This is a genomic window from Streptomyces sp. a15 (assembly GCF_059026085.1).
The window spans coordinates 127,423-148,855 of record NZ_JBWLKM010000005.1 but is presented as its reverse complement, the minus strand read 5'-3'; the positions used below and the strand labels follow the sequence as shown (position 1 = coordinate 148,855).

The window sequence follows — 21,433 nt, the reverse complement described above, 5'->3', positions numbered from 1 at the left end:
TGAGGCCGGGCCGCGCAGGGGGTTGTCGCGGCCCGGCCGGCTTGTGGGTGTTCAGGCCTCGGGTCTGTCGGCCTGGACGTGTGCGTCGTCGCGGTGGTCCTGCCGTTCGCGGTCGGACTCGGCGTCGGCGAAGTCCTGGTCGCTGAGGTCGTGCAGCTCGGCGACACGCTCGGCGCGGGCGCGGGGCTGGCTGGGCGGCTCGGCGGCCAGGCGCAGCTTCGCGGCGTACGCGCGGCGGGTGATCGGCTCGGTGATCTCCGGCGCCTTCGCCCGCAGCGCGGAGGCGAGCGGGGGCGACATGGTGGTCGCCTGGATCAGCGCGATCCGGCCGACCGCGGTGAGCGGCACGCCGGGGCGATGGGCCTCGAGGCGCTCGGCCATCTCGATGAGCATCTGCCGCACCAGCTCTGCCGTCTGGGCGTGCTGGCGGATGTAGTGCCCGCCGGTCATCCGAGAGCCTTCGCAGCGGCCCGCAGGCGCAGGGCGTACTCGCCGCGCGTGATGGGCGCCAGGGGCGGGAGGACTCGGTACAGGCGGTCGAGGCTGTCGCGGCAGACGACGTCGGGCAGGGTGCGCAGGATCGTGTCGGCGGCGATGTCGATGGCGTGCTCGCGGGCGGTCCCGGTGACGGGTTGCGCGGCGTCCATCTCGAGGAGGCGGGCGGTGACGGTCAGGGCCTGGGCGGCGTAGCTGGGCTGTTCGATCAGCCGGCGGATGTCTTCGTCTGTCGGGCCGGGCTGGGTACGCTCCATGCGGGCCTGCCTTCTTTGATCGCTTCATGGGCGGGTCCACCCCTCGACCCGGAGCAGCAACTCCGTGTGGGCCGAGGGGTTTTGCCGTTGTGCCGGTTTCAAAGTAGCGACCTCCTTGCCATATGGCAAGGAGGTCAGACAGGATGGTGCCCATGCCCGAGGCCGAAGGAGGAGGGCCGGACATGGTTTCGTTTCGGGAGCTCGCCCGGAGGCTCGTCGCGGACGGGATCGTGGAGCGCATCACGCACCAGCGCGTGTCGCAGATCCGCAGAGAAGATCCCGACGGCTTCCCCCCCGTCGTCCCCGTCGGGCGGTCCATGGCCGTCGACTACCGGCTTGCTGCCCCCTACTTCCGGAAGCGGGTCACCCGCCCAGGCTGGCGTACCGACCTGAAGGGAAGGCCGTCGGAGACCGAGCCACAGGAGTGATCGGGCGTGGTGCCCCTGGCAGAGCGTGATGACCAGGGGCACCGCTATGTCCGACGCAGGGCCCATGCGCGGGCGGCCGGCACCATGACGGCGCATCAGGCGGCCGCCTCCTGCAGCTGCTCAGCCTCGCCCTGTTTTTCCTCGCCGGGGCCGTGCCCCCGGCCGGGCTGGTAGTGCCGGAGCGCGAGCCACGTGTTCGGCGGGTAGGGGCAACGACACCAGGCGCACTGGACGGTGCTGGTCATGTCGGCGTAGAGCGGGTGGCCGCAGACCGTGCCGGAGGGGTCGACGGCGATACATCGGCCGAGGAACGTGGGCACGTCTTCGTCCCGGCCGGGCAGGACCACGGCGCGGACGCGGTCGACCAGGCGGCGGACCTCCTGCCCGAACTGGCCGCCCTGCTCCCACAGCACGATGAAGTGGATCTGGTCGGCCAGACCGCGGCTGGCCCGGCCGACGCGGTGCGTGAGGGAACTGGCGCGTGGCGGGGCGGTCAGGCCGCGGGTCTCGCAGACGGCGGCATGCCAGTCCTCGAGGACGCCGACGATCCCGCCGGCGGACCGCAGGTCGAGTACCTCCGTGTCGAGAGGGAGCGGGGCCTCGGCGCGGCGGACGCGGCCGCCGTACAGCGCGGTGCCTGTGGCGCCGGGCGCGAGCCAGGCGTCGAGCGAGGCCCACATGCGGGGCAGGCGCTGCAGCCGGTCGACGGTGACGAGCATGCAATCGGGGCAGAGGTAGAGGTAGTCGAGGGTGCGATGTTTGCACAGGGTGCAGATCATGGGATCGGTCCGCCTTCCTGCTGTTGGTGCGTGGTGGGTGGGGCGTGGCCACGGGGTCAGGGTCTGGCCGGGGCGGGGATGGGTGGGCGTACGGGCTGGGGGATGGTGAGCTGGCCATAGCCGTCACCGATGCCCGCCTCCTCGAGGACGCGCTGCACTTGGTCGAACACCCGGCGGGCAGCGTCGGGGTACAGGCCGAGGTCGGCGGCGAGCCGGGCCACTCTTCGCTCGGTGTTGGCCTGGGCCGCGGTGAAGAGCGGCTCGAGCATCTTCCTGAGCGCTTGGTTGGCCAGGCCTTCGAACGTGTACTCCGTGCTGAGGACGGTGTGCCTGCCGTGCTGGTGGGGCCAGGCCATGACCAGCTCGGGGTCGGGCTGGCCGAAGTCGATTCCGGCGATCGGCCCGCTGGTGTAGCCGAGGTGTTGCCAGTCGTCGGCCCCGTGCGGGCGGATCCACACCTGCTGCAGGTTGTCCGCCGACGGGTCTGAGGGGTACTGCTCCACCAGTGCGTTCTGTACCTGGGCGATGCCCTGCTCAACGGCCTCAGTAGCTGGGCGCATCCGGGCTATGGCGAAGTCGTGGAGAACGCGGTCGGTGATCTTCCGGGCCGGGTCCGGTGGCATTGGTACGGCGATCATCCGTGCCCCCTGCGCTGGGGCGGACCGTACGGGGACTGCCAGGCGGGCCGGTCGGCGGGCCTGATGGGCTTGAAGTCCTCGTCGAGGATGCCGGCCTCGCGTAGCCCTTCCATTGCCTGGTTCAGCTGGGCCGCGGCGGCGATCACGGCAGGTGCGACGGCTTCGGCCATCTTCCGGATCTCAGCGACGGTGGTGACGATGCGATCGAGCATCTGCTCGCGCTGCTCGTCGGTGAGCTGGGCGACAGGCATGGTCATCGGTTCCTCGCGATCTCGCAACGGCCGCTCTCGGTGTGCTGCTCGGCGCAGGCCGGCCCGCACCGCTGCATCAATTCGGCCGTGAGAGCGGCGATGTGCGCGTACTTGGCCTCGGTGGTGTGGCCGTCCCACTGCGCGCGGGGGTCGTCGGCGGGCACATGCTCGAGAGGCTCGGCCAGGTCGGCGTCACGAGGGCCGAAGTGCCACGACGCCTGAGCGCCGCCGAGGTAGAGGTAGGCGATCTGCCAGCCGTGCTCGGCCACATCCGGGGCCGGAGCCACGACCGCGCCGTCGGTGTGCGCGGCCAGCAGTGAGATGAGGGCGTTGCGCTCCCGGTACGCACCGTCCCGCTCTTGCTCCAACGTGTGCTTCTGCTCGCCCACCGCTTTCAGCTCGGCCTCACGCTGATGGGCGACCGCTTCCCAGTCGACGGGCGCGCCCTGCTCCTGGTGCTCGGCGGGCTGTTCGAGGGTGGCCAGGTCGCGTACGAGGCGGGTGACCAAGGAGCGGTGGACGATCAGGCGGTGGACCCGCTGCTGAAGCGGGTCGCCCTCCGAGTATCCGGTCAGGTCGATCATGTAGGGCGGGTCGTTCGGCACGACCGGATGCGGGTCGGCGACGACCGCGGCGTACGAGATGGGGAAGAACAGGTCCTCAGCCTCGGGCGGCAGCCCTCGCATGAGAACTTTCGGGTGGCCCAGCTGATCCGCTGTGAGGTTCTCCGGCTCGACCAGGGCCCTGGAGTGCGCCAGTTCGGCGTAGGTGCGTTGACGCACACGGCCGCAGAGATCGGCCCACCAGCTGGCCCACGAGGTGTGGCCTTGGTGCCTGGCCTTGTCATCGACTGGCAGGCCGAGTGCCTGGTGCAGGTCCATTGCCGTCCACCCCTGCACGCCCCGGATCTCCTCCTCGCGTGTGAGCTCGCGGTCGGCATCGCTGTCCTGGGTATCGGTGCTCGGCGGCTGGGCGGGGAGTTGGCCGGCGAGGTAGGCCTCACCGATCGCTGCGGCAAGCCGCGTGTTCACGGTCTCGAGGGCGCCTTCAGCGGTACCGCCCCGGATGATCTCCACGCTGGACGCGAGGCCGGTGAGCATGCCGGAGATGAACAGGCCCGCGGGTGCGGCGAGCTCCGACGGGTTGGTCTCCTTCAGCGTCTCGAGGACGGCCTTGATGTGGGTGAGGGCGCGCTCGTCCCGCTCCTGCACCGCCTTCCGATGACGGGCTTGCAGGGCCTCGAACTTCTTCCGGAGCTCGGGGGTGAGGACGTCGTCGGCCCGCGCGTCGGGCGTTCCCTGCTGCTGGATGTCCTGGATGAGTCGTTGCTGCTGCTCGTTCACGTGTTGTCCTTCGTGGTGGTGTGCCGCCAGGCGGCGGGGTCGGCTTTGTGGTCGCGGGTGGGCAGGACGATCGGGTTGCCGTAGATGCCGTGGCCGATGACCCGGCCAGGCCCGAGGTGGGGGTTGCCGGCGGACAGGCCGCCGCAGGATCCGCAGGGGTCGCCCTCGTGGCGGCCGTGCTGGCAGCGATCGAGGTCGGCGAGGATCCCGGCCAGGCGCAACGCCCACCGGTCCTTGGCCTGCTCGCCGGAGTCCCCGGGCCGAGAGAGCGAGCCCTCCGGCAGGGTGAGGGCATCGCCGAGTTCGATGAGCCGGGCGTCCCACCATCGGGAGATCGAGATGCCGATCGGCGGAGCTCCGCTCTTCAGCCAGGTCCGCCGCAGTTCGACGACCTGCTGGACGATGGCGCCCTGCTCCTCCGCGAATCTTCGGGTGGCGACCCGGACGAGGGCGGTGAGGACAGCGCTGCTCGCCTCGTCCATCTCGCCGCTGCCGCGGACGCGGACGGTCTCGCCGTCGACCTCGAAGGGGCGGCAGGTGTCGACGGGTGCGGCGCAGGATCCGTCCGGCCGGTTCTCGCGGGACTCGCAGTTCCACGCAGTGGCGTCGCGTTCGGTCATGTCGCCTGTTCCTTGATCGAAGCTTCGTTGACGGGCGTGCCGTAACCGGGAGCGAAGGCGAGGGCACGGCAGCAGGGGGTACAGCGGCGGCGTCCTAGTCGGGAGAACAGTCCGGGCAGCGACCACCGGCGGCGCAGCCCGCACACTGCCCGTGCGGGGATCTGCCGGCCCTCGTCGATGGCGGCGCGCATCTGGTCCGCGGTGACGTCGTGGCCGCGGATGGCGTGTAGGCGGCGTTCCTTGCCGCTCACCAGCCACCAGCAGTGGCCGTTCTCCGGGATGGGATGAGAGGTCATGAGGTTGTGGAGTCCTCTCGCTTCTGGTCCGGGTCGCGGAAGGGCTCGGTCGGCAGGGGCCGGCCGGTCTGCTGGGCCCACCAGCCGGCGCAGATGAGTTCGCCGAGCGGGATGTCCCGGGTGTGGCCGGGCGGGCGCCAGGATCCGAGGGGGACGTTGGCGCCCTGGTAGCCGCGGGCGGTGCCGTGGTGGCACCAGAACGGCCCGTCGTCGGGGAAGCACTTGCCGCCGTCCTCGAGCTCCGGAGAGCCGGGCCGGAATGCACAGTCGCGGCAGGGCTGACGCATGACGCCGGGCGGCACCGGCGCCTCGACGACCATCTCCTCGGGCACGTTGTCGACGTCGTTGGTCAGGCCGGACCCGGCGCAGTGCAGGCACCGGCCGGTGCTCGGCCCCATGTCGCCCTCGGTACAGAACGGGCAGCGGTACCGGTAGACGATCAGTTCGGTCCCGCTCACGCGCTGCTCCGGCCGCTGTGGCGTCGCGGGAGCGGGGGCTTGCTGCCGCCGTGCTCCCACTTCGTGGGGTCGGTGCAGTTACGGTCGTGGGCCTGGCCGTGCGAGGCGCGGGCGAGGAGGCAGCACGGGTCGAGGGGGCCGGGGTTCTCGCCGAGGGCGCGGCGTCTGGCCCAGTCGCACTCGGCCCGGACGCGCTGATACCGGAGGTGCTCGCGCCATGTGGCCTCGCCGAGGACGATGGCGCCGAGCGCGAGGTACGCGGCGTGCAGGTAGAGGCCGTTGAGGGTGCTGGCGGTCGCGGCCGTGGTGAGGAAGAGGGCGCCGGCCGTGGCGGCGTGCTGGTAGAGGCGGGGCCAGGTCATAGCGGGTGTACCTCCGGGTCGATGAGGTCGATGTACTCGCGGGCGATGCAGCACGAGCAGCTGCCGCACACGCAGTCGAGGTCGTAGCCCTGGCTGCGGAGGTGGTCGCGCTGCTGCTCGGCGAGCCGATGCGCGAGGACGTCTTTGATGGCGGTCTGGTGGTCGTCGACCAGCTGCGCCACCCGCTCGTGCGCGCGGGGTCCTGTCACGCCCTTGTAGAGCCAGGCGTGCAGTTCCTGCCGGGCCCGCGCCAGTTCGGCCATGCTCATGGCTGCCTCCCGCTGCGCAGGGCGAGGACAGCCACGCCGACGAGGGCGGCCAGGGCAATCAGTGGGCAGGCGGCGCCGACGAGGGTGGCGATCACGCTGCCTCCCGGTAGTCCTGCGACCGCGTGCGCCGGCGGGCCAGGAGCCGGGCACGGATGGAGCCGCGGGCCCAGGAGGGGACGCGCCGTCGTACGGCACGCGTGGCGGGCGCGATGAGCGGGCTGATCGCGAACAGCACGATGCACAGGGCGACTGCCGCGGCGGCGGCGAGGATCTTCACCCATCGGATCGCGGTGTCGACGAGGACTACGAAGGTGTCCGCGGCTTCGAAGATGATCACGACGGCTGCTCTGGGTTGCGCTCGGCCTCGACGGCGAACCGCACGGCGGCAGACACGGCGGCGGAGGGGGTCCCGGGGCAGGTGCACCGCTCGCTGGCACTGACGAGCGCACCGCACGGACCGTCGCCGTCGCAGCGCCAGTGACGGCAGACCGGGCACTCCGGCACCGGCTGAACGGAGACCGCCGTAGTGCGCTGCGCCATCCGCCACGTGATGTTGGAGTACTTGGCGCGCTTGGCAGCCAGCCGCTCAGTTGCCCAGTCGAGGGCGTCCATGAAGCTGCTGGCGGACTCCCATGTGCCGTCGTCCTGCTGAGCTTGGAGGAAGTACTCGATCGTCTCGCGCCTGCCGCACGCCTCGGCTTCCGTGTCGGGCTGCGCCTCGTCGGCCCTGCAGCGCAGACCCCTGACGATGTCTCGGACCGCGGTCCAGTAACGGGGGTCGCATTGGACGTCCGCGCCCATGTCCGTCAGCAGCTGGTCGTAGAAGTCGGCGGCCTCCCGCAGCGCGGCGGCCCGGATGCCGGCTGTGTCACCGGACCTGCCAGGCAGCACCCCCAGCACCGCGTCGGCCAGCTTCGGCACCCATTCCTGCGTGTCCGGCTCACCTTCGAGTAGATACGAGACGTCGTCGAGGCCGAAGTTGTCGAAGGGGAAGTCGCGGATCACGTCGGCGATGCGGTCACGGGGGGCGGCCCGGTCCGTGGGAGGCGCGCTTTTGGCCGCGGGCTCGTACGTTTCCGCGAAGATCGAGGGCTCGCAGGCGTAATGCTCGCCTCGTACGCCCTCGATCAGTACCCAGGTGGGTGGGATCTTGTCGGGCTCAGAGCCGCGCTCCATCGTGCGGATGAGGAGCGTCCACTCCCCGTCCCCGTCCTCGGTGCCGACGAGATCGGCCCCGAGAAAGGCACGGACGGCGGGAAGGTCAGCCTCCCTGCCGCTCCAGGGCAACGCGGTGATCGTGACGGGACGCTTGCGGTAGCTGGTGGCGGTCATGCATTCATCTCCGGCGAGTCGAGGGGCAGTTGCCCGGCCGTGTGAGGCGGCGGTTGGGTGAGGACGACGCGGATGCGAGCGGGGTCGCGGCGGATCGCGGCGCGCTGGTCGGGCCGGAGCTTGCGCCAGCAGCGGGACCCGATCCGCCGCGCCCGGGCGGCGGCGGACCGGACGGGCTTGTGGCACAGCGCGCACTCGGCGGTCTCGCTCATGGCGTGCCAGCGCTGTTGCCGGTGGCTTCACGCCATGCATCGACGACGGACTTCGGCACGCGGCCCTTGGGAGGGCAGGCGATGCCCTCTTTCCTGGCCCACGCGCGTACCTCGGCCGCGGGGTAGCCGACTGGCTTGCGCTCCGTCTTCAGTTTGGCCGGGGCCAGTTGGGCCTGGCGGGCCTGCAGTTCGGCGAGCCGCTGCTGCAGCTCCTCAGCTTCGGTGTTGATGGCGGCCAGCTCTTGGTCGGCGGCATGCCGCTGGCGCAGGCCGCCGAGGATGACGCGGGCGCGGGCGGCCTGGTCCTGGACGTCCGGGTCCAGGTGCGCGTCGCCCCAGGCGAGGAGTTTCCCCTCGGACAGGGTCGTGGGTTCGAACGGTGCGGCGGGTGCGGGCGGGGTGTCGGCCATGGGTTCGCTGGTCCTTTCGGAGGGCGGGGCGTTGCGCAGCTGGTGATCGGTGAGGTGGGGGCCGGCGATGCATGTGATCTCGCCGCAGTTGCTGCGGACGCGGCCGACGGGCGGGCGGCCGTGGTGCTCCTCGAAAACCACGTGCCGGGCGTTGAGCTGGAGGCCCTCGGCGTGGAGCTGGGGCATGCGGCCGGCCATCGGGCCGGTCCACCGGGCGTGCCCGTCGCCGTACGGCTCGACAGCCGCAGCGAGGGCGTCGGCCTTCGTGCGCGCCGGGTGCCCGCCGGTCAGCCCGGACGGCGGGATGCCGGCCTTCCTGCGGATGCGGGCGATGGTCGGCGCAGTGATGCCGACCTCGGCGGTGACCTGGCTGTTCGACGCACCAGCCCGTAGCAGCTCCTTGGTGCGGCGCTCGTACGCGGCGCGCTCCTCGGGCGAGTACCGGCCGCCCGGCTTGACGGTGGTGATGCGGCTGCCCACGTCGGATGTCCCTTCGTCAGGAGCGGTGGTGTCGGAACTGCCGGGGAGGAGGTTGCGCAGTACGGCGATGGCCTGGCGTCGCCCCTCCGGCAGGGGCGGCAGCGCGCGTCGCTCTTTGCGGGTGAGGCCGCCCCAGACGCCGTTCGGTGCGTCTGCCTCGAGGGCGTCGTGCAGGCACTCGGGGCGGACGGAGCAGCCCTGACAGATCGCTTTGGCAGCGGCGGGCGAGGGAACGAAGAACGCCTTGCTGTCGGTGCCACCGCAGGCCGCGGACGCATGCCAGTCCGCGGCCGCTGCCAGGGCGTGCCCGTTCACCGCGGCTCTCCGCCAGCGCGGGGTGGGCGGCCGACGGTGTAGTCGGCGATGGCGTCGGCCAGGACGGCCATGTGCTCGGCCTGCTCGGCCGGGGTGCAGGGCCGGTAGCGGGGCGGGAGCAACGGCGCCTGCGGCCGTGGCTTCGGCGCGCGCCAGGCCGCACCGGTGGAGCAGTCCTCGGCTGGCACCGGCTGCGCCTGGTCCACGTCGGCGGTCATCGGGTCCACCGCCAGGCGCCGGGCCGTACGACGGGGCGGCGGGAGCTCGAGGCGCCCCGCGGCCGCGGCCTGGGGCGCGGGCTCTTGCAGGTCGCGGCGTGCGGCATGGCCTGCCACTCGGCGTGCTCGAGGGTCGGCCGCTCGGCACTGAGCACGCGGACCTTCAGCGTGCCGGTGCCGTCCGTGTGCGCGGCCAGGTTCCCCTCGGGGTCGGGGTCGGCGTTGACGGCCTGGCGGCGGCCGTTCACGGTGATGGCCCACCGGATCCGCTCAAGGCAGCCGTCGCAGCGGGCGACGTCGTGGTCACTGGGCATGAGTCCTCCGGTCGTTACCGGTCTCGGATGGGGCTGACAGGAGCGGCAGCACCCGGAGATGGCCGTAGATGTGCAGGGCGACCTCGGGCCCGTGCGTGGCGATCGCCGCCCGCACCTGGCCGTCGGTCGCCGCGTCGCGCTGGCGGTACGTCTTCTTCGGCGGCAGCACGACAGCGCCTGCCAGGCGCAGTTCGCCGGGCAGGCCGGGCAGAACGAGCTGCTCTTCGTCCCCGTGCGCGCCATGCGCCTCGGCCGCCTGGCGCTCGGCGCGGAGCTGCTGCAGCCGGGCCTCGAGCTCGCGGGCTTGGCGCCACTGAGCACGCGTCACCTGCCGGTGGTGGGCGCAGATCTCGCACGGGTCGCCCGTCGGCCACACGTAGCCGTCCTCGCACGACGGCACGCCGCAGCCCTGGTGCCTGATGCCGACCGCGAGGAGCCACGCGCCGACGTCGCGGATGTCGGCGCGCATCACGTTGCGGTAGCGGGCGTGGATGCGGGCGGCCATGCGCTCGCTGCTGATGCCGGCGTCGAGCTGGCGGCCGACCTCGCGGGCGATGCGGCGCAGCACGAAGCGTCGGACGTCGTCGAGTTCGTGGCTGACGGGTGCGAGGGCGTCGCGGATGCGCTTGGTCCAGCGCAGCTCGGGCCCGGTGTAGGCGCCGGGGTTGTCGTTGTGCTGGTTGCGGCTGGGAGCGGAGGAGAGGCGGTTTCCGCGCGGAGCGCGAGACGCGGCCGAGCGGAATGTGTCCGGCACTGGGTTGTCCACAGGAGCCGCGACCCACTTACGGTCACCTCGCCTACGGCGGGAACCCCCACCCACCTGCGTAATCCCGTCAGTAACAACCCCACTGTCTTCCTTGATCGCGAGGGATCCGCCACTGGTGTCCGCACCCGATCCGCCATGGATGTCCGCACACGCCTCGCCCAGACCGGGTGTCTCCGGACGGTCGCCCGTGGACACCCGGTCGGTGGCCGGGCCCAGTTCGTCGGGCTCGCCTGCCGGCGTGCCGGTGGCCAGGGTGGTATCGGGCCGGTCGATATCGGCCGAAGCCGCGGGCGGGGTGGGAGCGTCGGTGAGAGGGCTGGGCTGCAGGGGGTGGTGGTGGACGGTGACGGTGTTGCGGCCCTGGTGGCCGGCGCGGTGGCCGACTCCGATCCAGCCGGTGTCCTCGAGGCTCTTGAGGATGCGGCGGGCCGTGCGGTCGGTGAGTGGTTCGCCCTGATGGTCGCCGTGGTGGTGGAAGAGTTCCCCGGCGAGTTCGGCGGCGGTGAAGACGTGGCCGTCTTGCTCGGCGTGCAGGGCCAGAAGCGCGGCGCGTAGCTGGCGGGGGGTGAGGGCGTCGCACATCGTGACCGGGACGCGGACGGACCGCTCGCTGGTGGTGACCGCGCGCACGCTGCGGATGGCGGTGCGGCCGGTGCCGCCCGTACGGGTCATGCGGCGGGTGGCGAACTCGGGCGGGCCTCCGTCGGGTCCGGGTATGTGGCCCTCGGTGAGGGCGCGCTGGACGTCGCGGACGGACAGGCCGGTAAAGCGGGCCAACTGCTCGACGCCGGCGTTGCAGTGCTCGATGTTCCCGTCGAGGTCGAGGGCGGCGATCTTTCCCCAGGCCTTGATGAAGACATCGCTGTAGTGCGAGCCGCGGTAGATGCGTTCGGGGATGTCGACCATCTGCGTAGCGCGCCGTGCCGGGCGACGCGGCAGCACACGCACGGCCGCAGCGCTGCTGGCCCCGCCACGAAGGTGGCGGGGCGCAGCGAGCGCGACGGCGGCGGACATCCGGTTCCTTCAGGGGGTGGAGGTGGTCAGTGGGCGGTGCAGGCGGTGGCGAGGGCGATGACGGTCAGGGCGGTGCAGAGGAGGCCCAGGAGGCGGGTCATCGCGGGCGGCCGCAGGTGTGTTCGCGGCCCTGGGTGAAGAAGCCGGCCTGGCAGCAGTCCTGTTGGGCGGCCTCGTACGTGGCACGGCGGTCAGCGAGAACCTGGGTGGCCCGGTCCTTGCTGGCGAGCATGTCCTTCATGAACTCCTCGCCCGCCTCGCCGTCGTGGGCGGCATCGATGTACGCCAGGACGGCGCCGAACAGGCCCGGGGCGACGCAGGCGGGGATGAGGATGCCGATGTCCTCGGTGCTGCCGCCGCGATTGCTGAAGAGGTGGAGCGAGACGGCTGGGCTGCCGTGCGCGCAGGGGTGATCGAAGTTGAGGCCGGCGCCGCCCTCGGTGGCGTGGAAGAGGCGGCTGGGTTCGGTGACCCTGATGTCCATGGGGCGCCTGTCTGCTGGTCGGAGGTGGGCGCTGGGCGGGCGCGGCATGGTCAGCGCCCGCCCAGCCGTCGAGGGGTGTCAGCTGGTGGGCTGGGGTTCGTGGGCGCGGGCGCGCAGTTGCTCGAGGACTCCCGCAGGTACGGCCAGTTGCATGGAGGGCTGGCCGGCGCGGGGGCCTTCGGCCATGGGCCGGGTGTAGAGCCAGCCGCGCTGGGTGAGGATCTCGATCTGCACGAGGACCTGGCCGGTGGTCAGGCCGGTGGCGTACGAGAGCTGCTCGGTGGTCGGCATCCAGCGCGGCTGGAGAATGCCGGTCTGGAAGTTCGCGTAGCCGAGCAGGGTGTGGGCGACGAGGCGGGCCTCGGGGTGCATGCGGCTGACGCGCAGGCCCAGTACATAGAGGGGGCGCAGCCGCTCCTTGCGGGTGAGCTTGCCCGGCTTGATGGAGTCCTCAGCGCTCAGCTTCTTCGGCGTGTACGACTCGCGGTCCGCCGGGCGAGCGGCGGGCTTCCCGGGTACTGCCTGGGCTCGGGGTGCAGTCGTCTTCAGTGTTGTGGCGGGGCGGGCCGGGGGCGGGGTGGGCTTGGGTGCGGGGCGGCGGGCGAGGTCGGCAGGGGTCGGGGTCATCTCGGTTCCTGTTCGTGCTGGGTGCTGGTGCGGTCGGCGGCCTCGGGGTCGGTGCCATGTGGGGGATGGCGGCGGATGGGCCAGCCCGGCCCAGGCGGAGCCTCGGGCTGGCCCTGCTCAGCGGCGGGCGTGTGGTTCGCGCACCGCCAGCCGGTGATGTAGCGGCGGGCGTAGGTGAGGGCGTGCGGGAACGCGAGGGACTCGCACGCCCTGCGCTGCCAGGGCTGCATCACTCCTCGGCATCCCAGGCCGTCGCGGCTGCCTCGAGCGCGTCGGCGCTCTCCCACGAGCCGCCGATGATCCCGCCGTCCCACTTCGGTCCGCTGTGACCGTGGAAGCTGCCGGCGCCGATCTCGCGGGAGATGACCTTGTGTGCGGCCTCGACGACGGCGGCCGGGCTGGCGTAGCCGTACACGGGCAGGCCGGTCGGGTACTCGTTGGAGCCGTCGGGCTTCAGCTCCGCGAACAGCCAGACAGGGCCGCGCTCGGGCTCGCCCTCCTCGCGTCCGGTGTGCCACTCCCAGATCAGCAGCAGCCCGTGCGGCCACGCCGCGGCGTCCTGGGCTTCCTCGTCGTCCGAGGCGAGGGTGCCGGACGGGTCGAGGGTGATCACGGCGTTGAGGTAGCAGTACGTGCCGCGGGTCTCGCAGTCATCGGTCCAGCAGTGGTCGGTGAGTTCCAGGCCAGCGGCGGTGAGTGCGTCACAGACGGCGGTGATGTACGGGTCGTGCGGCAAGGGGCGCTCGGTCATGACGCTCCGTTCGAGGGCGTGATCGTGGACGTGCTGGAGGGCGCGCTGCTGGGGCGGGGCCAGACCTGGCCGTACTCCTCTTCGTGGCGAGCGGCGATCGCCCGGGCGGCGTCGGGGCCGCACCACATCTCGCCGCGCTCGATCTGGCCGAGGACGCGCTCGGTGTCGGGGGTCATGAGCGGGTTACCTCCGTGGTGGTGTGGCGTTCCCAGAGACCGGCGAGCGCGTCGGCGGACTCGGCGGACGTGATGCGGCCCAGGCGCCGGCCGCACTGGCAGGAGCCGAGGAACTCGCGGTCGCCGTACTCGATGACCAGGGCGTGGCCGCCGGCGAGGGTCTCGACGAACTCCTTGTCGGCGACGTCGGCGTGGGGTTCGCGGTGGGCGCGGGCGAGGGTCTCGGCCGCGGCGGGCAGGTTGTAGCCCGCGGCCTGCAGGAGGGCGAGGATCTCGGCGCGAGCAGTGGACGCCGTCCCCTGGGGGATGTCCTTCTCCTCGCGCGCTGCCCGGGCCAGGGCGGCGTCGATCTCCTCGGCGAGCAACTCAGGGGGCGCCTGCCAGGTCGGGTCCGTGGTGCCGGGCGCGAGCAGCTGCACGACCGAACCGCGCAACTCGTAGGCAAGTGGCCCGCGTACGGGCTGCGGGTGTCGCAGAACGGCCGCGATGGTCTGCATGCGGGACGGCATCAGCTGTCACCGCCCGGGCGCATGGGGACGGCGCGGAGCTCGGCGCGGGCACGGGCGATCGCCGCGCACCGGCTGGGGCAGTACCAGTGCGCGGCCGCGCCGTCGGCGGCGCCGTGGACCTGCACCATGCCCTGTGCCGGCGGGCGCCGGGAGATGGCCGGGGTACCGCACGCGTCGACCGAGCACGCCTCGACGGCAGGCGTGTCGGCGGCCTGGCGGCTGGTGCCGGTCTTCCCCTCGTTCCAGGCGAGCCGGGCCTTGCGCTGGCCCTCGCTGATCTCGGGCAGCCGCGGCCGCTGAGCGGAGGACGGCATCAGCGGTCACCGTCCTCGGCGAGGAAATCGGCGATCTCGCTCCAGCGGCCAGCGACGCTGCGCAGGAGCGTGCGCTCTCGTTCCATGGCTTGCGTCGCCGTGTCCCAGAGGTCGACGTCCCGGCAGTCCCAGATGTTCTCTTCGATGAGCCGGTCGAGCAGGCTCGGCTCAAGAGCGTCGAGCTCCCAGCTGCTGCGCCCGTGCTCGCGGATGTAGCCGGTGGCGCGAGAGTCGGTCAGCTTGGCCGGGTTCGGCGGCGGCTGGTGCTCTTCGACCTGGTCCATGTTCAGCGCGATCCGCCGCACCTCGACCTCGGCCCCGAACAGGGCCAGTCGCTCGCGGATGTCCCGGGTCATGTCCACCCCGGACGGGTCGTGGTCGCCGAGGTGGATGATCACGGGCTTCTGCCCGGCGTTCTGGTAATTGATCATCCGCTGAGCGGCGCCCCACAGTTCGGACTGCGAGGTGTAGCCGCGGCAGGAGAAGTAATCGACGTCGTAGCGCTGGCAGACACCGGTGATGACACCGACGAGGGCGTCCTTCTCGATCCAGACCTCGACGCGATGCGGCTGGTCCGCCCACCGCTCGGTCCGGTAGCTGCTCGCCGCGGACCTGATGACCGAGTGCGGGTTGTCCCAGTGCGGGAGGCCACGCAGGTTCCGGGTGCGGTCGACGATGTAGTCCCAGTCGAGCAGGCCCGCCAAACGCGCGTCGTTAACTACGCTGCCCAGCCTCTTGTACTCGGACTGCTTGTTGGGCAGCAGGTCACGGGCGACAAACTGGTAGTACAGCTGGCGCAGGGTCAGGTCGTAGCCTTGCGCGGCGTAGGCGCGGCAGATCTCGTCGGCCTTCGTGATCAGCGCCATGCTGGCCGGGCTGAACTTGCGCTCGATGTAAGCCTCGCGGGGCATCAGCTGTCACCGCCGTCGGCGGCCTGGGCCTGCTCGAGCGGGACGACGTTGATCGTGCCGAGGAAACCGATGGAGGACGGGTGGCCGTGATAGTCGGGTGTCTCGGTCTCCTGCCACTCCCACACGGCACCGGGCGCCGGGGCGTAGCCGAGCTTTGCGAGGGCGGCCGTGCGCTCGTCCGGGGTGGGGACCTGGTGGCGTCGGGAGGCCGGCCACTTGTGAGCAGGCCACTCGTCCGTCGTGTTGTAGACGACGAGGTACAGCTCCCAGCGGGCACGGCTGGTGGAGCCGATCAACTTGTCGGGGCTGGAGTCGCAGCACAGACGGTGGACCTGCGCGCGCTCCACGACGGGCGTCTTCTCGGTCATCAGCGGCCACCGCCCTCGGGCTCGGGGGTGCCGCAGTAGACGCAGGCGATCGGGGAGTCCGTCAGCGTGCCCTTCTTGAAGAAGTGCTGGCCGACGCCACCGTCACCGTCGATCACGTTGCGCGGGCACCCGTCCTGCGGGGTCGCCTGCTGTTCGGCCTGGTGCTTGGCGACCTTGTCCGGGTCCAGCTGCCAGTCGCCGTCGCGGTGTACGGCAAAGCGAGTGAGGTGGTGCCAGGTGTAGTGGTGCGGTTGGTGGTGGTACATCGACGGCGGAGTCTTGGCCAGCCAGCGGCGGATGATTTCCCAGCCGATCTTCTTGACCAGCTCGCCAGCCAACTCGTCGCCGAAGGGCGCGGGGTTGAACTGAGCCGCGTGCCACAGCGCCACCAGGTAGTCGTCCGGGACACGGGGCAAGGCGCTGAGGTCGACGTCGATGGCGATCGAGGCCTTGGTGTTGGGGCCGATGCTCATCAGACGGCCACCACCAGCGTGCGCTCGGCGGGCAGTTCAGCGGTGGTGATCCAGGCGGCGGCGTCCTCGAGGGCGGCCAGGCCGCGGGAGGCATGGCGCCATCGGGTGGTGGAGACCTGGTGGGCGCCGTCCTCGTCGGGGACGGCGGCCGCGATCCAGCGCGGAGCGTGGTCGGCGTCGCGGTAGCGGGTGATGATCCCGTACAGCGTCTCGGCGGTGAGACTAGCGGGCTGGCGGGTGACGAGGTACTGGTGCGGCTCGCCGCCCGGGACGGCCGGGCGGCCGGGCCACAGCCACACGTCGCCGTGCCGGGCTGGGGCCTGGCCCCAGCCGGTCAGCGAGGTGTGGGAGCAGACCTCGGTGAGGCCTTCGCCGGTGATGGTGCGGACGGTGCTGCAGTCGCGGCACAGCAGCCGCACCTGCACCCTCCCGAACGTGTCGGTGTGGGAGCACACGTCGTTGGGGCAGGCATGGGGCTCGGCGCCGGTGGCAGCCGGGCGGGCGCCCTCGGTGCGGCGCATCTCCACCACGTCCCAGGAGGGGTTGGCGCAGTCGACGGCGTGGGACAGCGGGTCCCACCCGAGATAGGTCTCTTCGATCAGCTGCATCAGGCGGCCTTCTTGGCGTGGCGTGCACGGGTCGGCTGCACGCAGGTGACGGGCTGGGTCTCGTCCGGGGCAGGCGGGCTCGCGTGCCGGCGACGCTGGTGCCGGGGCGGCGCGTAGCTGGGCATGGGCGGTACGCGCGGCGGGGGCGGGGTGCGGGTGGCCCAGTAGTCCGGCAGCTCGCCCTCGTCCAGGGCGAGCTTGAGCAGGCCGAGGAGGACGGCGCCGGTGCCGGTGCCAATGGCGCCCGCGGCCAGCCACTGGGCGGTGGTCGCGGGCCCGCTCACGGTGTGTCCGGTGCGATCACGCCCGCGAGCCGGGCGGCCGCGCGGTCGGTAAGCAGCTCGGGCACGCCGTCGCCGCGCAGGTGCACGGTGACACCGCGGCGGTGGCCGGTGGCCGTGGCGCTGCCGTCCACGGTGTTGACCTTGGCCGGATCGATGTCGAAGTAGTGGAGCCACCAGCGCCAGGCATCGATCGACTGCGGGTCGACGGTGATGCCGAGCGTCGTGGCGTCGGGCACGTCGGTCGCCGTCACGTCCGGCTGCTTCGACCGCAGATCGTGCGCCATCAGCGCGGCCGGTGAGTCGAGGTCGATGTCCGTGCGGATGCGGGTGGTGCAACCGGCGTACTCCGAGACGTCCGTGTCCGCACTGACGGCGGGGTCCGCGACGGCGTACGCGACGGGCACGGTCGCGGTGATCTGGTCGGCCTGCTCGGCGAGCAGCGCCTTGACGGCGGGGGTGAGCTCGAGGGCCAGGCGCTCGATGTGTTCGGCGGACAGCGGCAGATCCAGCATCGTGACGGCCGTGTCGATGCTGCTGTGCAGCTTGTGCTGCAGGCCCCGGCTCACTGCTCGTGGCCCGTCGGCTGTGCAGCGGTCACCGGGGTGACGGCCTGGACCTGGGCGAGGACGCTGGCGCCGAGCGGTACCGGCTCGACGGTCGGGGGTTCGTCCTGCTCGGGCTGCGCCTCGCAGACGGCGGCGGCCTCCGCGGACAGGAGGACCTCGGCGCAGACGGGGATGCCCTCGATGATGGCTCGTGCCTCGAACCAGACGCCGGATCCCTTGTGGTCGCGGACGGCCTCGGTGTCGGCGATCGCAGCGAACTCCAGAACGCCGGCCGGGTCATTGGTGCCGAAGTTCAGCCGGACCCGGAAGCCGGTCAGGTCGCCGACAACGGCGGCCGAGCGCGGCAGGGTCTTCAGCTGGTCGACGATGCGGTCCGCCAGCGCGGAGGCCTGCTTGTACGCGAGGCGCTCCTGCTTTTGGGCGTCACTGGTGGATGCGGTGGGCGTAGCGGGGTGGGTAGCCTGTTCCACGTGAACCTCATTTCTCAGTGGTGAGGTGACGTCTTCGAGCGGGGTCGTACGGACCGGGCAGGGTCCGGGCGGCCCCGTTTGTCATGTCGCTGGTGCTGGCCGGCAAGCGATCCGTCGGGTGCACCGGGGTCAGGCGCCGAGTGGGCGGTCCCTGCGGCACTTCCTGCACTGCATCCGCGATGGCGGGTTCCGGTGCTCGCAGGTGGGACAGCGCCAGGCGAGCAGGGCCCGCACGAGCGCCCGCATCAGGCGCCTTCCAGCAGGTGCACGAGCGATGCGGTGATGACTCGGTTGCGCCCGCTGATGGGAAGGACCTTGACCGGCGCCTGGTCCTGCTTGATCAGCTCGTGCAGGTAGCTCTTGGAGATGCCGAGCGCGGTGGCGGCCTGCGGGACGCTGATCGTGGCTGGCCATCCACGCACTTCGCTGAGGGTCGGAACGCCGGCGTCCATCAGGCGGCACCCGCCGGGTTGTCCGCGTCCGTCAACGGCGGCATCAGGTCAGCGACCTGGCAGTTCAGGGCCTCTGCGAGCCGTGTGAGAACGCGGGGTGAGGCTCCGCGGAGGCCGCGCTCGAGCCACGACATGTGCGAGGGGTGAATGCCGGCCTTGTCGGCGAGCTCCCCCTGGTTGAGTCCTGCCTCGATCCGTCTGCGCTTGAGTCTCTGTGGGTCTTGGGTGGGTGGAGACATGCAAGAACAGTAGCTGGAAGTAGAAGCAAGTCAAGGCGAAAGTAGAAGTATGTAGAACTCCGTTTGTGAAGGAGTTGTGTGGTGGGGTTCTCGACTTTCAGGGAAGCGCGTACACCTGCAAGAGTTGACTGAAGTTGACGAAAGTCCACAGGAGCAGAAGGAAGTAGCCATGGGCTCGCCCGAGCACGGTTCCCCCGCGCCGCCGCCCGAGGCAGACCTCATTCGCCTCGCCCGCCAGGCACGCGGCCTCAGTCCCGAGGAAGCCGCCGACCTGACCCCCGTCAGAATCAAAGGCTTCCGATGGCGCCAGATCGAGAAGGGATGGAAGGGCAAGCCCGGTTCCTCAGACGCCGTCAAAGCGCCCTCCAAAACCCTCGCTCACATGGCGCACACCGTCGGACTGTCGTCAGCCCGACTCGCCGAGCATCGGCCGGACGCGGCTGCGATCCTCCGTGAAATTGAGATCCAGCACGTGGAGCGGTCCGAATCGCTGCCTGATCCGCTGGCCAGACTGACTCCCGAGCGGCAGCGCATCATCATGAACATGATCGCCGAGCTACCCGTCGGGGACCGCGCCCCCGCACTACGTCGCCTCGCAGAACGCGTAGAAGCCGGCGAGCTCGAGAGCGCGGGCGAAGCGCCACCGCAGGCGCCAATCCGCGCAGTCGAACCACAACAACCCCGCGTCGGATAGTAACTATTCAGTCACGAACTGTGTTTATGTGAGTGGTAAAGGTCAACTTGGGGGGCATCGTGTCTACCCCGCGCACCCCGCCGACGTGCGTGGTAACCGAGACCCACCGTGCCACAGGGGATGAGAATGATCTGGATCATTCTCGCGGCTGGGCTCGGCTTGCAAATCACCATCGTGGTGCTGCTCTTCCGGCGGCTGAGGCTGGACCTCAACCGGCAGCTACGCGACATGCGTGCCGAGCACAACAGCGAAGTCATACTGCGCGCCCTCAAGGAGGCGTCCGAACCAAGACAGGAAGCCGCACTGGCAGCCGTTAGCGGCGGGCTGGGAACCGAGTCGCCATCCGGCGGCCTTCAGCCGGTTCGCCGCAAGAAGCACTTGGGACTGTTCATCGGCGGCGCCGTTGCCGCGCTGGTCGTGACGCTAGGTCAGACAGCGCGCGAGGCATGGGAAACGCGCCGAGGACAGGTGGTAGGCATCGCGGCCGGAGTGGCCGCAGCGGCTACCGCCACCGCCGTCATCCTGGCGTATGCACCATGGGAGGACGGCAGCCACAGCCCGCCGTCCTCCGCACCGACGGCGGAGCCGACACCCACCTACACTCAACCGCCGCCCAGCGGCCCGACGCCCAGCCCGTCGCAGTCGACGAACGGGCCTCAGCCAAGTCAAGGCACCAGCCCCACCAGCAGCGTGCCCGGGCCCGCGAGCGCGATGGCCACCGCATCGCCGGTGCCCACCGTCGACGGGCCGGAGCCGACAGCGACACCGAGCCAACCCGCAGAGACCCCAACCCCAACCAGCGAGGTCCCGACCGGTTCGCCTCCGCCGGAGCCGACGCCCTCGGCGGAGCCGCCAGCCGACGAACTGACGGGATCGCCGACCGCCTCAGGCCTGTGTATCGGCCTTGCCCTGGCACCGCTGCTCGACATCGAGGCATGTCTCCTGGGCGGGGGTGGTGGCTGAACCGAGAGAGGAGAGAAGTGCCAGAAATCAAGAAGGTCGTACTGCAGAGCGGCAAGGTCCGCTACCGCACTGTCATCGACGCAGGCCGTGACGCCGAGGGCAAGCGGAAGCAGCTGACCATCACCAAGGACACGGTCAAGGAAGTCCGGGCCGAGGTGTCGCGCATTCAACACCAGCGCGACACCGGTCAGTTCATCATGCCCAGCAAGATCACCATGTCCGAGTGGACCGCCAAGTGGCTGGAGAAGAAGAAGGAGGACCTCGAGGAGACGAGCCTCTACAACTACAACAACATGCTGCTCCACATTCACACCGGTCTTGGTGGCGTCCGCGTCCAGGAGCTGACGGAGGAGGACGTCGAGGACTGGGTGGAGTGGCTGCTCACTTCTGCCCGGCGCAGGGGCGGAAAGCCTGGCACCGGGCTGCGCCCCTCGACGGCCGACGTCATCCTCGGGCGGCTGAAGGAGATCCTCGGCCGCGCGGTCACCCGGAAGCTCGTACACACCAACGTCGCCCAGTACGTGACCATCCCACGCCAGGCCAAGAAGAAGGACCGGCGCGAGAACGAGCGGGCCAAGCCGTGGGACGTCCACGAAGTGGGCACGTTCCTGGCCGGCATCAAGGGCGACCGCCTGGAGGCGCCGCTACACCTCTCCCTCATGGGCCTGCGGCCGGCCGAGGTCGCGGGCGGGCGCTGGGAGGAGGACATCGACCTCAGGGCCGGGACGCTCGCCGTCCTCAACACACGCACCATGCTGGGCAACCTCGTGGTGCACGAGAAGGACACCAAGACCACCAGCGGCGAACGCACCCTGCCCCTTCCCCAGTTCGTCTGGGACTCGGTGAAGAAGTTCAAACGGATCCAGGCCCGCGAGAAGCTGGCCGCCGGCGAGGGATACACCGACTCCGGGTACTTCTTCGTGGACGAACTGGGCGTGCCGATGAGCACGCGGGACCTACGCGAGTACGCCTACAAGAAGATGGCGGAGCTGGGACTGCGCCGGGTGCGTCTGTACGACGCCCGGCACTCAGTGCTCACCCTGCTCGCCGTCAGCGGAGTCGACGACAGCGTTCTTGCCGCCTGGGCCGGGCACACCAACGCGGCCTTCACCCGGGCCAAGTACGTCCACCCGAACCCAGAGGACCTGCGCCCCGCCGCACTCGTCATCGACGGTCTTCACCAGGCTGCCGCCAACAGAGGCCGCAAGTCTCCGGTGTGAGATTCCGTGAGAAACGATCTCACTATCGGTCGCCCAGATTGCCTCTGACCTGGCCATAGAGGCAGAT

38 protein-coding genes are annotated in these 21,433 nt (G+C 70.9%); 4 read left to right on the top strand and 34 right to left on the bottom strand.

The features are described from left to right. Positions 1-51: 51 nt before the first annotated feature. On the bottom strand, positions 52-450 hold the full coding sequence (locus tag AC5P09_RS08220; RefSeq protein WP_493873181.1) for a hypothetical protein: 399 nt from the start codon (positions 448-450) through the stop codon (positions 52-54). Next, a complete protein-coding gene (locus AC5P09_RS08215) occupies positions 447-752 on the bottom strand; it encodes a hypothetical protein (RefSeq protein WP_493873180.1) in 306 nt (101 codons plus the stop codon). Before AC5P09_RS08215 ends, AC5P09_RS08220 begins: the two co-directional genes overlap by 4 nt. Before the next feature lie 182 nt (positions 753-934). Here AC5P09_RS08215 and AC5P09_RS08210 point away from each other — a divergent pair, with 182 nt between their 5' ends. Next, the gene (locus tag AC5P09_RS08210; RefSeq protein ID WP_493873179.1) at positions 935-1,180 is read left to right on the top strand and encodes a hypothetical protein; all 246 of its coding nucleotides are present in this window, start codon (positions 935-937) and stop codon (positions 1,178-1,180) included. 95 nt (positions 1,181-1,275) lie between these two features. On the opposite strand, the gene AC5P09_RS08205 is transcribed toward AC5P09_RS08210, so the two are convergent. From AC5P09_RS08205 to AC5P09_RS08050, 32 genes are all read right to left on the bottom strand, one after another. Beyond that, the gene (locus AC5P09_RS08205) at positions 1,276-1,959 is read right to left on the bottom strand and encodes a hypothetical protein (RefSeq protein ID WP_493873178.1); all 684 of its coding nucleotides are present in this window, start codon (positions 1,957-1,959) and stop codon (positions 1,276-1,278) included. Positions 1,960-2,015: 56 nt separating this feature from the next. Continuing rightward, positions 2,016-2,597 carry a hypothetical protein gene (locus tag AC5P09_RS08200; RefSeq protein WP_493873177.1) on the bottom strand — a complete coding sequence of 194 codons (582 nt, stop codon included), beginning with the start codon at positions 2,595-2,597 and terminating at the stop codon, positions 2,016-2,018. After that, the gene (locus tag AC5P09_RS08195; protein ID WP_493873176.1) at positions 2,594-2,854 is read right to left on the bottom strand and encodes a hypothetical protein; all 261 of its coding nucleotides are present in this window, start codon (positions 2,852-2,854) and stop codon (positions 2,594-2,596) included. Before AC5P09_RS08195 ends, AC5P09_RS08200 begins: the two co-directional genes overlap by 4 nt. Next, positions 2,851-4,191 carry a WDGH domain-containing protein gene (locus AC5P09_RS08190; protein ID WP_493873175.1) on the bottom strand — a complete coding sequence of 447 codons (1,341 nt, stop codon included), beginning with the start codon at positions 4,189-4,191 and terminating at the stop codon, positions 2,851-2,853. Before AC5P09_RS08190 ends, AC5P09_RS08195 begins: the two co-directional genes overlap by 4 nt. After that, positions 4,188-4,811 (bottom strand): hypothetical protein, encoded by a 624-nt coding sequence (locus tag AC5P09_RS08185; protein WP_493873174.1) that lies wholly within the window; start codon positions 4,809-4,811, stop codon positions 4,188-4,190. The genes AC5P09_RS08190 and AC5P09_RS08185 overlap by 4 nt, the downstream gene beginning before the upstream one ends. Beyond that, on the bottom strand, positions 4,808-5,107 hold the full coding sequence (locus AC5P09_RS08180) for a hypothetical protein (protein WP_493873173.1): 300 nt from the start codon (positions 5,105-5,107) through the stop codon (positions 4,808-4,810). The genes AC5P09_RS08185 and AC5P09_RS08180 overlap by 4 nt, the downstream gene beginning before the upstream one ends. Next, a complete protein-coding gene (locus tag AC5P09_RS08175) occupies positions 5,104-5,565 on the bottom strand; it encodes a hypothetical protein (protein ID WP_493873172.1) in 462 nt (153 codons plus the stop codon). Before AC5P09_RS08175 ends, AC5P09_RS08180 begins: the two co-directional genes overlap by 4 nt. Then, positions 5,562-5,927, bottom strand: a complete 366-nt coding sequence (locus AC5P09_RS08170) for a hypothetical protein (RefSeq protein WP_493873171.1) — start codon at positions 5,925-5,927, stop codon at positions 5,562-5,564. The genes AC5P09_RS08175 and AC5P09_RS08170 overlap by 4 nt, the downstream gene beginning before the upstream one ends. Next, a complete protein-coding gene (locus tag AC5P09_RS08165; RefSeq protein ID WP_493873170.1) occupies positions 5,924-6,196 on the bottom strand; it encodes a hypothetical protein in 273 nt (90 codons plus the stop codon). The genes AC5P09_RS08170 and AC5P09_RS08165 overlap by 4 nt, the downstream gene beginning before the upstream one ends. A 91-nt stretch (positions 6,197-6,287) precedes the next feature. After that, a complete protein-coding gene (locus tag AC5P09_RS08160) occupies positions 6,288-6,533 on the bottom strand; it encodes a hypothetical protein (RefSeq protein ID WP_493873169.1) in 246 nt (81 codons plus the stop codon). Continuing rightward, a complete protein-coding gene (locus AC5P09_RS08155; RefSeq protein ID WP_493873168.1) occupies positions 6,530-7,528 on the bottom strand; it encodes a hypothetical protein in 999 nt (332 codons plus the stop codon). Before AC5P09_RS08155 ends, AC5P09_RS08160 begins: the two co-directional genes overlap by 4 nt. Continuing rightward, on the bottom strand, positions 7,525-7,740 hold the full coding sequence (locus tag AC5P09_RS08150) for a hypothetical protein (protein ID WP_493873167.1): 216 nt from the start codon (positions 7,738-7,740) through the stop codon (positions 7,525-7,527). Before AC5P09_RS08150 ends, AC5P09_RS08155 begins: the two co-directional genes overlap by 4 nt. Continuing rightward, positions 7,737-8,945 carry a WhiB family transcriptional regulator gene (locus AC5P09_RS08145; RefSeq protein WP_493873166.1) on the bottom strand — a complete coding sequence of 403 codons (1,209 nt, stop codon included), beginning with the start codon at positions 8,943-8,945 and terminating at the stop codon, positions 7,737-7,739. Before AC5P09_RS08145 ends, AC5P09_RS08150 begins: the two co-directional genes overlap by 4 nt. Beyond that, a complete protein-coding gene (locus tag AC5P09_RS08140) occupies positions 8,942-9,163 on the bottom strand; it encodes a hypothetical protein (protein WP_493873165.1) in 222 nt (73 codons plus the stop codon). Before AC5P09_RS08140 ends, AC5P09_RS08145 begins: the two co-directional genes overlap by 4 nt. Next, entirely contained in the window at positions 9,160-9,477 is a 318-nt protein-coding gene (locus AC5P09_RS08135) for a hypothetical protein (protein ID WP_493873164.1), read from the bottom strand. The genes AC5P09_RS08140 and AC5P09_RS08135 overlap by 4 nt, the downstream gene beginning before the upstream one ends. Then, entirely contained in the window at positions 9,467-11,257 is a 1,791-nt protein-coding gene (locus tag AC5P09_RS08130) for a hypothetical protein (RefSeq protein ID WP_493873163.1), read from the bottom strand. Before AC5P09_RS08130 ends, AC5P09_RS08135 begins: the two co-directional genes overlap by 11 nt. A gap of 97 nt (positions 11,258-11,354) precedes the next feature. After that, the gene (locus AC5P09_RS08125; protein ID WP_493873162.1) at positions 11,355-11,741 is read right to left on the bottom strand and encodes a hypothetical protein; all 387 of its coding nucleotides are present in this window, start codon (positions 11,739-11,741) and stop codon (positions 11,355-11,357) included. Between the two features lie 78 nt (positions 11,742-11,819). Further along, positions 11,820-12,368 (bottom strand): hypothetical protein, encoded by a 549-nt coding sequence (locus AC5P09_RS08120; protein ID WP_493873161.1) that lies wholly within the window; start codon positions 12,366-12,368, stop codon positions 11,820-11,822. Further along, positions 12,365-12,598: a hypothetical protein gene (locus AC5P09_RS08115; RefSeq protein ID WP_493873160.1), complete on the bottom strand. Its 234-nt coding sequence runs from the start codon at positions 12,596-12,598 to the stop codon at positions 12,365-12,367. Before AC5P09_RS08115 ends, AC5P09_RS08120 begins: the two co-directional genes overlap by 4 nt. Then, complete coding sequence (locus AC5P09_RS08110) at positions 12,598-13,119, bottom strand: hypothetical protein (protein ID WP_493873159.1); 522 nt, start codon at positions 13,117-13,119, stop codon at positions 12,598-12,600. The genes AC5P09_RS08115 and AC5P09_RS08110 overlap by 1 nt, the downstream gene beginning before the upstream one ends. Continuing rightward, positions 13,116-13,295: a hypothetical protein gene (locus AC5P09_RS08105; RefSeq protein WP_493873158.1), complete on the bottom strand. Its 180-nt coding sequence runs from the start codon at positions 13,293-13,295 to the stop codon at positions 13,116-13,118. The genes AC5P09_RS08110 and AC5P09_RS08105 overlap by 4 nt, the downstream gene beginning before the upstream one ends. Continuing rightward, positions 13,292-13,792: a hypothetical protein gene (locus tag AC5P09_RS08100; RefSeq protein ID WP_493873157.1), complete on the bottom strand. Its 501-nt coding sequence runs from the start codon at positions 13,790-13,792 to the stop codon at positions 13,292-13,294. The genes AC5P09_RS08105 and AC5P09_RS08100 overlap by 4 nt, the downstream gene beginning before the upstream one ends. An 11-nt stretch (positions 13,793-13,803) precedes the next feature. Next, the gene (locus AC5P09_RS08095) at positions 13,804-14,118 is read right to left on the bottom strand and encodes a hypothetical protein (RefSeq protein WP_493873156.1); all 315 of its coding nucleotides are present in this window, start codon (positions 14,116-14,118) and stop codon (positions 13,804-13,806) included. Further along, complete coding sequence (locus AC5P09_RS08090; protein ID WP_493873155.1) at positions 14,118-15,029, bottom strand: hypothetical protein; 912 nt, start codon at positions 15,027-15,029, stop codon at positions 14,118-14,120. The genes AC5P09_RS08095 and AC5P09_RS08090 overlap by 1 nt, the downstream gene beginning before the upstream one ends. Beyond that, positions 15,029-15,397: a DUF6303 family protein gene (locus tag AC5P09_RS08085; protein ID WP_493873154.1), complete on the bottom strand. Its 369-nt coding sequence runs from the start codon at positions 15,395-15,397 to the stop codon at positions 15,029-15,031. The genes AC5P09_RS08090 and AC5P09_RS08085 overlap by 1 nt, the downstream gene beginning before the upstream one ends. Beyond that, on the bottom strand, positions 15,397-15,870 hold the full coding sequence (locus AC5P09_RS08080) for a hypothetical protein (RefSeq protein ID WP_493873153.1): 474 nt from the start codon (positions 15,868-15,870) through the stop codon (positions 15,397-15,399). The genes AC5P09_RS08085 and AC5P09_RS08080 overlap by 1 nt, the downstream gene beginning before the upstream one ends. Beyond that, positions 15,870-16,478 (bottom strand): hypothetical protein, encoded by a 609-nt coding sequence (locus AC5P09_RS08075; RefSeq protein ID WP_493873152.1) that lies wholly within the window; start codon positions 16,476-16,478, stop codon positions 15,870-15,872. The genes AC5P09_RS08080 and AC5P09_RS08075 overlap by 1 nt, the downstream gene beginning before the upstream one ends. After that, entirely contained in the window at positions 16,478-16,762 is a 285-nt protein-coding gene (locus tag AC5P09_RS08070; RefSeq protein ID WP_493873151.1) for a hypothetical protein, read from the bottom strand. Before AC5P09_RS08070 ends, AC5P09_RS08075 begins: the two co-directional genes overlap by 1 nt. Beyond that, the gene (locus tag AC5P09_RS08065; RefSeq protein WP_493873150.1) at positions 16,759-17,328 is read right to left on the bottom strand and encodes a hypothetical protein; all 570 of its coding nucleotides are present in this window, start codon (positions 17,326-17,328) and stop codon (positions 16,759-16,761) included. Before AC5P09_RS08065 ends, AC5P09_RS08070 begins: the two co-directional genes overlap by 4 nt. Continuing rightward, complete coding sequence (locus tag AC5P09_RS08060; protein ID WP_493873149.1) at positions 17,325-17,798, bottom strand: hypothetical protein; 474 nt, start codon at positions 17,796-17,798, stop codon at positions 17,325-17,327. The genes AC5P09_RS08065 and AC5P09_RS08060 overlap by 4 nt, the downstream gene beginning before the upstream one ends. 245 nt (positions 17,799-18,043) lie before the next feature. Continuing rightward, entirely contained in the window at positions 18,044-18,220 is a 177-nt protein-coding gene (locus AC5P09_RS08055; RefSeq protein WP_493873148.1) for a DNA-binding protein, read from the bottom strand. A 29-nt stretch (positions 18,221-18,249) separates the two neighbouring features. Then, positions 18,250-18,489 (bottom strand): helix-turn-helix domain-containing protein, encoded by a 240-nt coding sequence (locus AC5P09_RS08050; protein WP_493873147.1) that lies wholly within the window; start codon positions 18,487-18,489, stop codon positions 18,250-18,252. Between the two features lie 169 nt (positions 18,490-18,658). On the opposite strand from AC5P09_RS08050, the gene AC5P09_RS08045 reads away from it, so the two are divergent. From AC5P09_RS08045 to AC5P09_RS08035, 3 genes are all read left to right on the top strand, one after another. Then, a complete protein-coding gene (locus AC5P09_RS08045; RefSeq protein ID WP_493873146.1) occupies positions 18,659-19,183 on the top strand; it encodes a hypothetical protein in 525 nt (174 codons plus the stop codon). A 126-nt stretch (positions 19,184-19,309) separates the two neighbouring features. Further along, complete coding sequence (locus AC5P09_RS08040) at positions 19,310-20,146, top strand: hypothetical protein (protein WP_493873145.1); 837 nt, start codon at positions 19,310-19,312, stop codon at positions 20,144-20,146. A 17-nt stretch (positions 20,147-20,163) separates the two neighbouring features. Continuing rightward, positions 20,164-21,366 (top strand): site-specific integrase, encoded by a 1,203-nt coding sequence (locus AC5P09_RS08035; RefSeq protein WP_493873144.1) that lies wholly within the window; start codon positions 20,164-20,166, stop codon positions 21,364-21,366. Positions 21,367-21,433 lie beyond the last annotated feature (67 nt).

Coding starts and splice junctions, on each gene's coding strand:
- AC5P09_RS08040 (WP_493873145.1), top strand. CDS start 19,310: ATGATCTGGATCATTCTCGCGGCTGGGCTCGGCTTGCAAATCACCATC.
- AC5P09_RS08150 (WP_493873167.1), bottom strand. CDS start 7,740: ATGAGCGAGACCGCCGAGTGCGCGCTGTGCCACAAGCCCGTCCGGTCC.
- AC5P09_RS08090 (WP_493873155.1), bottom strand. CDS start 15,029: ATGCCCCGCGAGGCTTACATCGAGCGCAAGTTCAGCCCGGCCAGCATG.
- AC5P09_RS08080 (WP_493873153.1), bottom strand. CDS start 15,870: ATGAGCATCGGCCCCAACACCAAGGCCTCGATCGCCATCGACGTCGAC.
- AC5P09_RS08140 (WP_493873165.1), bottom strand. CDS start 9,163: ATGACCGCCGACGTGGACCAGGCGCAGCCGGTGCCAGCCGAGGACTGC.
- AC5P09_RS08050 (WP_493873147.1), bottom strand. CDS start 18,489: ATGTCTCCACCCACCCAAGACCCACAGAGACTCAAGCGCAGACGGATC.
- AC5P09_RS08095 (WP_493873156.1), bottom strand. CDS start 14,118: ATGCCGTCCTCCGCTCAGCGGCCGCGGCTGCCCGAGATCAGCGAGGGC.
- AC5P09_RS08155 (WP_493873168.1), bottom strand. CDS start 7,528: ATGACCGCCACCAGCTACCGCAAGCGTCCCGTCACGATCACCGCGTTG.
- AC5P09_RS08100 (WP_493873157.1), bottom strand. CDS start 13,792: ATGCAGACCATCGCGGCCGTTCTGCGACACCCGCAGCCCGTACGCGGG.
- AC5P09_RS08165 (WP_493873170.1), bottom strand. CDS start 6,196: ATGAGCATGGCCGAACTGGCGCGGGCCCGGCAGGAACTGCACGCCTGG.
- AC5P09_RS08220 (WP_493873181.1), bottom strand. CDS start 450: ATGACCGGCGGGCACTACATCCGCCAGCACGCCCAGACGGCAGAGCTG.
- AC5P09_RS08130 (WP_493873163.1), bottom strand. CDS start 11,257: ATGTCCGCCGCCGTCGCGCTCGCTGCGCCCCGCCACCTTCGTGGCGGG.
- AC5P09_RS08115 (WP_493873160.1), bottom strand. CDS start 12,598: ATGCAGCCCTGGCAGCGCAGGGCGTGCGAGTCCCTCGCGTTCCCGCAC.
- AC5P09_RS08200 (WP_493873177.1), bottom strand. CDS start 2,597: ATGATCGCCGTACCAATGCCACCGGACCCGGCCCGGAAGATCACCGAC.
- AC5P09_RS08110 (WP_493873159.1), bottom strand. CDS start 13,119: ATGACCGAGCGCCCCTTGCCGCACGACCCGTACATCACCGCCGTCTGT.
- AC5P09_RS08180 (WP_493873173.1), bottom strand. CDS start 5,107: ATGACCTCTCATCCCATCCCGGAGAACGGCCACTGCTGGTGGCTGGTG.
- AC5P09_RS08205 (WP_493873178.1), bottom strand. CDS start 1,959: ATGATCTGCACCCTGTGCAAACATCGCACCCTCGACTACCTCTACCTC.
- AC5P09_RS08045 (WP_493873146.1), top strand. CDS start 18,659: ATGGGCTCGCCCGAGCACGGTTCCCCCGCGCCGCCGCCCGAGGCAGAC.
- AC5P09_RS08210 (WP_493873179.1), top strand. CDS start 935: ATGGTTTCGTTTCGGGAGCTCGCCCGGAGGCTCGTCGCGGACGGGATC.
- AC5P09_RS08170 (WP_493873171.1), bottom strand. CDS start 5,927: ATGACCTGGCCCCGCCTCTACCAGCACGCCGCCACGGCCGGCGCCCTC.
- AC5P09_RS08120 (WP_493873161.1), bottom strand. CDS start 12,368: ATGACCCCGACCCCTGCCGACCTCGCCCGCCGCCCCGCACCCAAGCCC.
- AC5P09_RS08195 (WP_493873176.1), bottom strand. CDS start 2,854: ATGACCATGCCTGTCGCCCAGCTCACCGACGAGCAGCGCGAGCAGATG.
- AC5P09_RS08105 (WP_493873158.1), bottom strand. CDS start 13,295: ATGACCCCCGACACCGAGCGCGTCCTCGGCCAGATCGAGCGCGGCGAG.
- AC5P09_RS08135 (WP_493873164.1), bottom strand. CDS start 9,477: ATGCCCAGTGACCACGACGTCGCCCGCTGCGACGGCTGCCTTGAGCGG.
- AC5P09_RS08075 (WP_493873152.1), bottom strand. CDS start 16,478: ATGCAGCTGATCGAAGAGACCTATCTCGGGTGGGACCCGCTGTCCCAC.
- AC5P09_RS08085 (WP_493873154.1), bottom strand. CDS start 15,397: ATGACCGAGAAGACGCCCGTCGTGGAGCGCGCGCAGGTCCACCGTCTG.
- AC5P09_RS08185 (WP_493873174.1), bottom strand. CDS start 4,811: ATGACCGAACGCGACGCCACTGCGTGGAACTGCGAGTCCCGCGAGAAC.
- AC5P09_RS08215 (WP_493873180.1), bottom strand. CDS start 752: ATGGAGCGTACCCAGCCCGGCCCGACAGACGAAGACATCCGCCGGCTG.
- AC5P09_RS08125 (WP_493873162.1), bottom strand. CDS start 11,741: ATGGACATCAGGGTCACCGAACCCAGCCGCCTCTTCCACGCCACCGAG.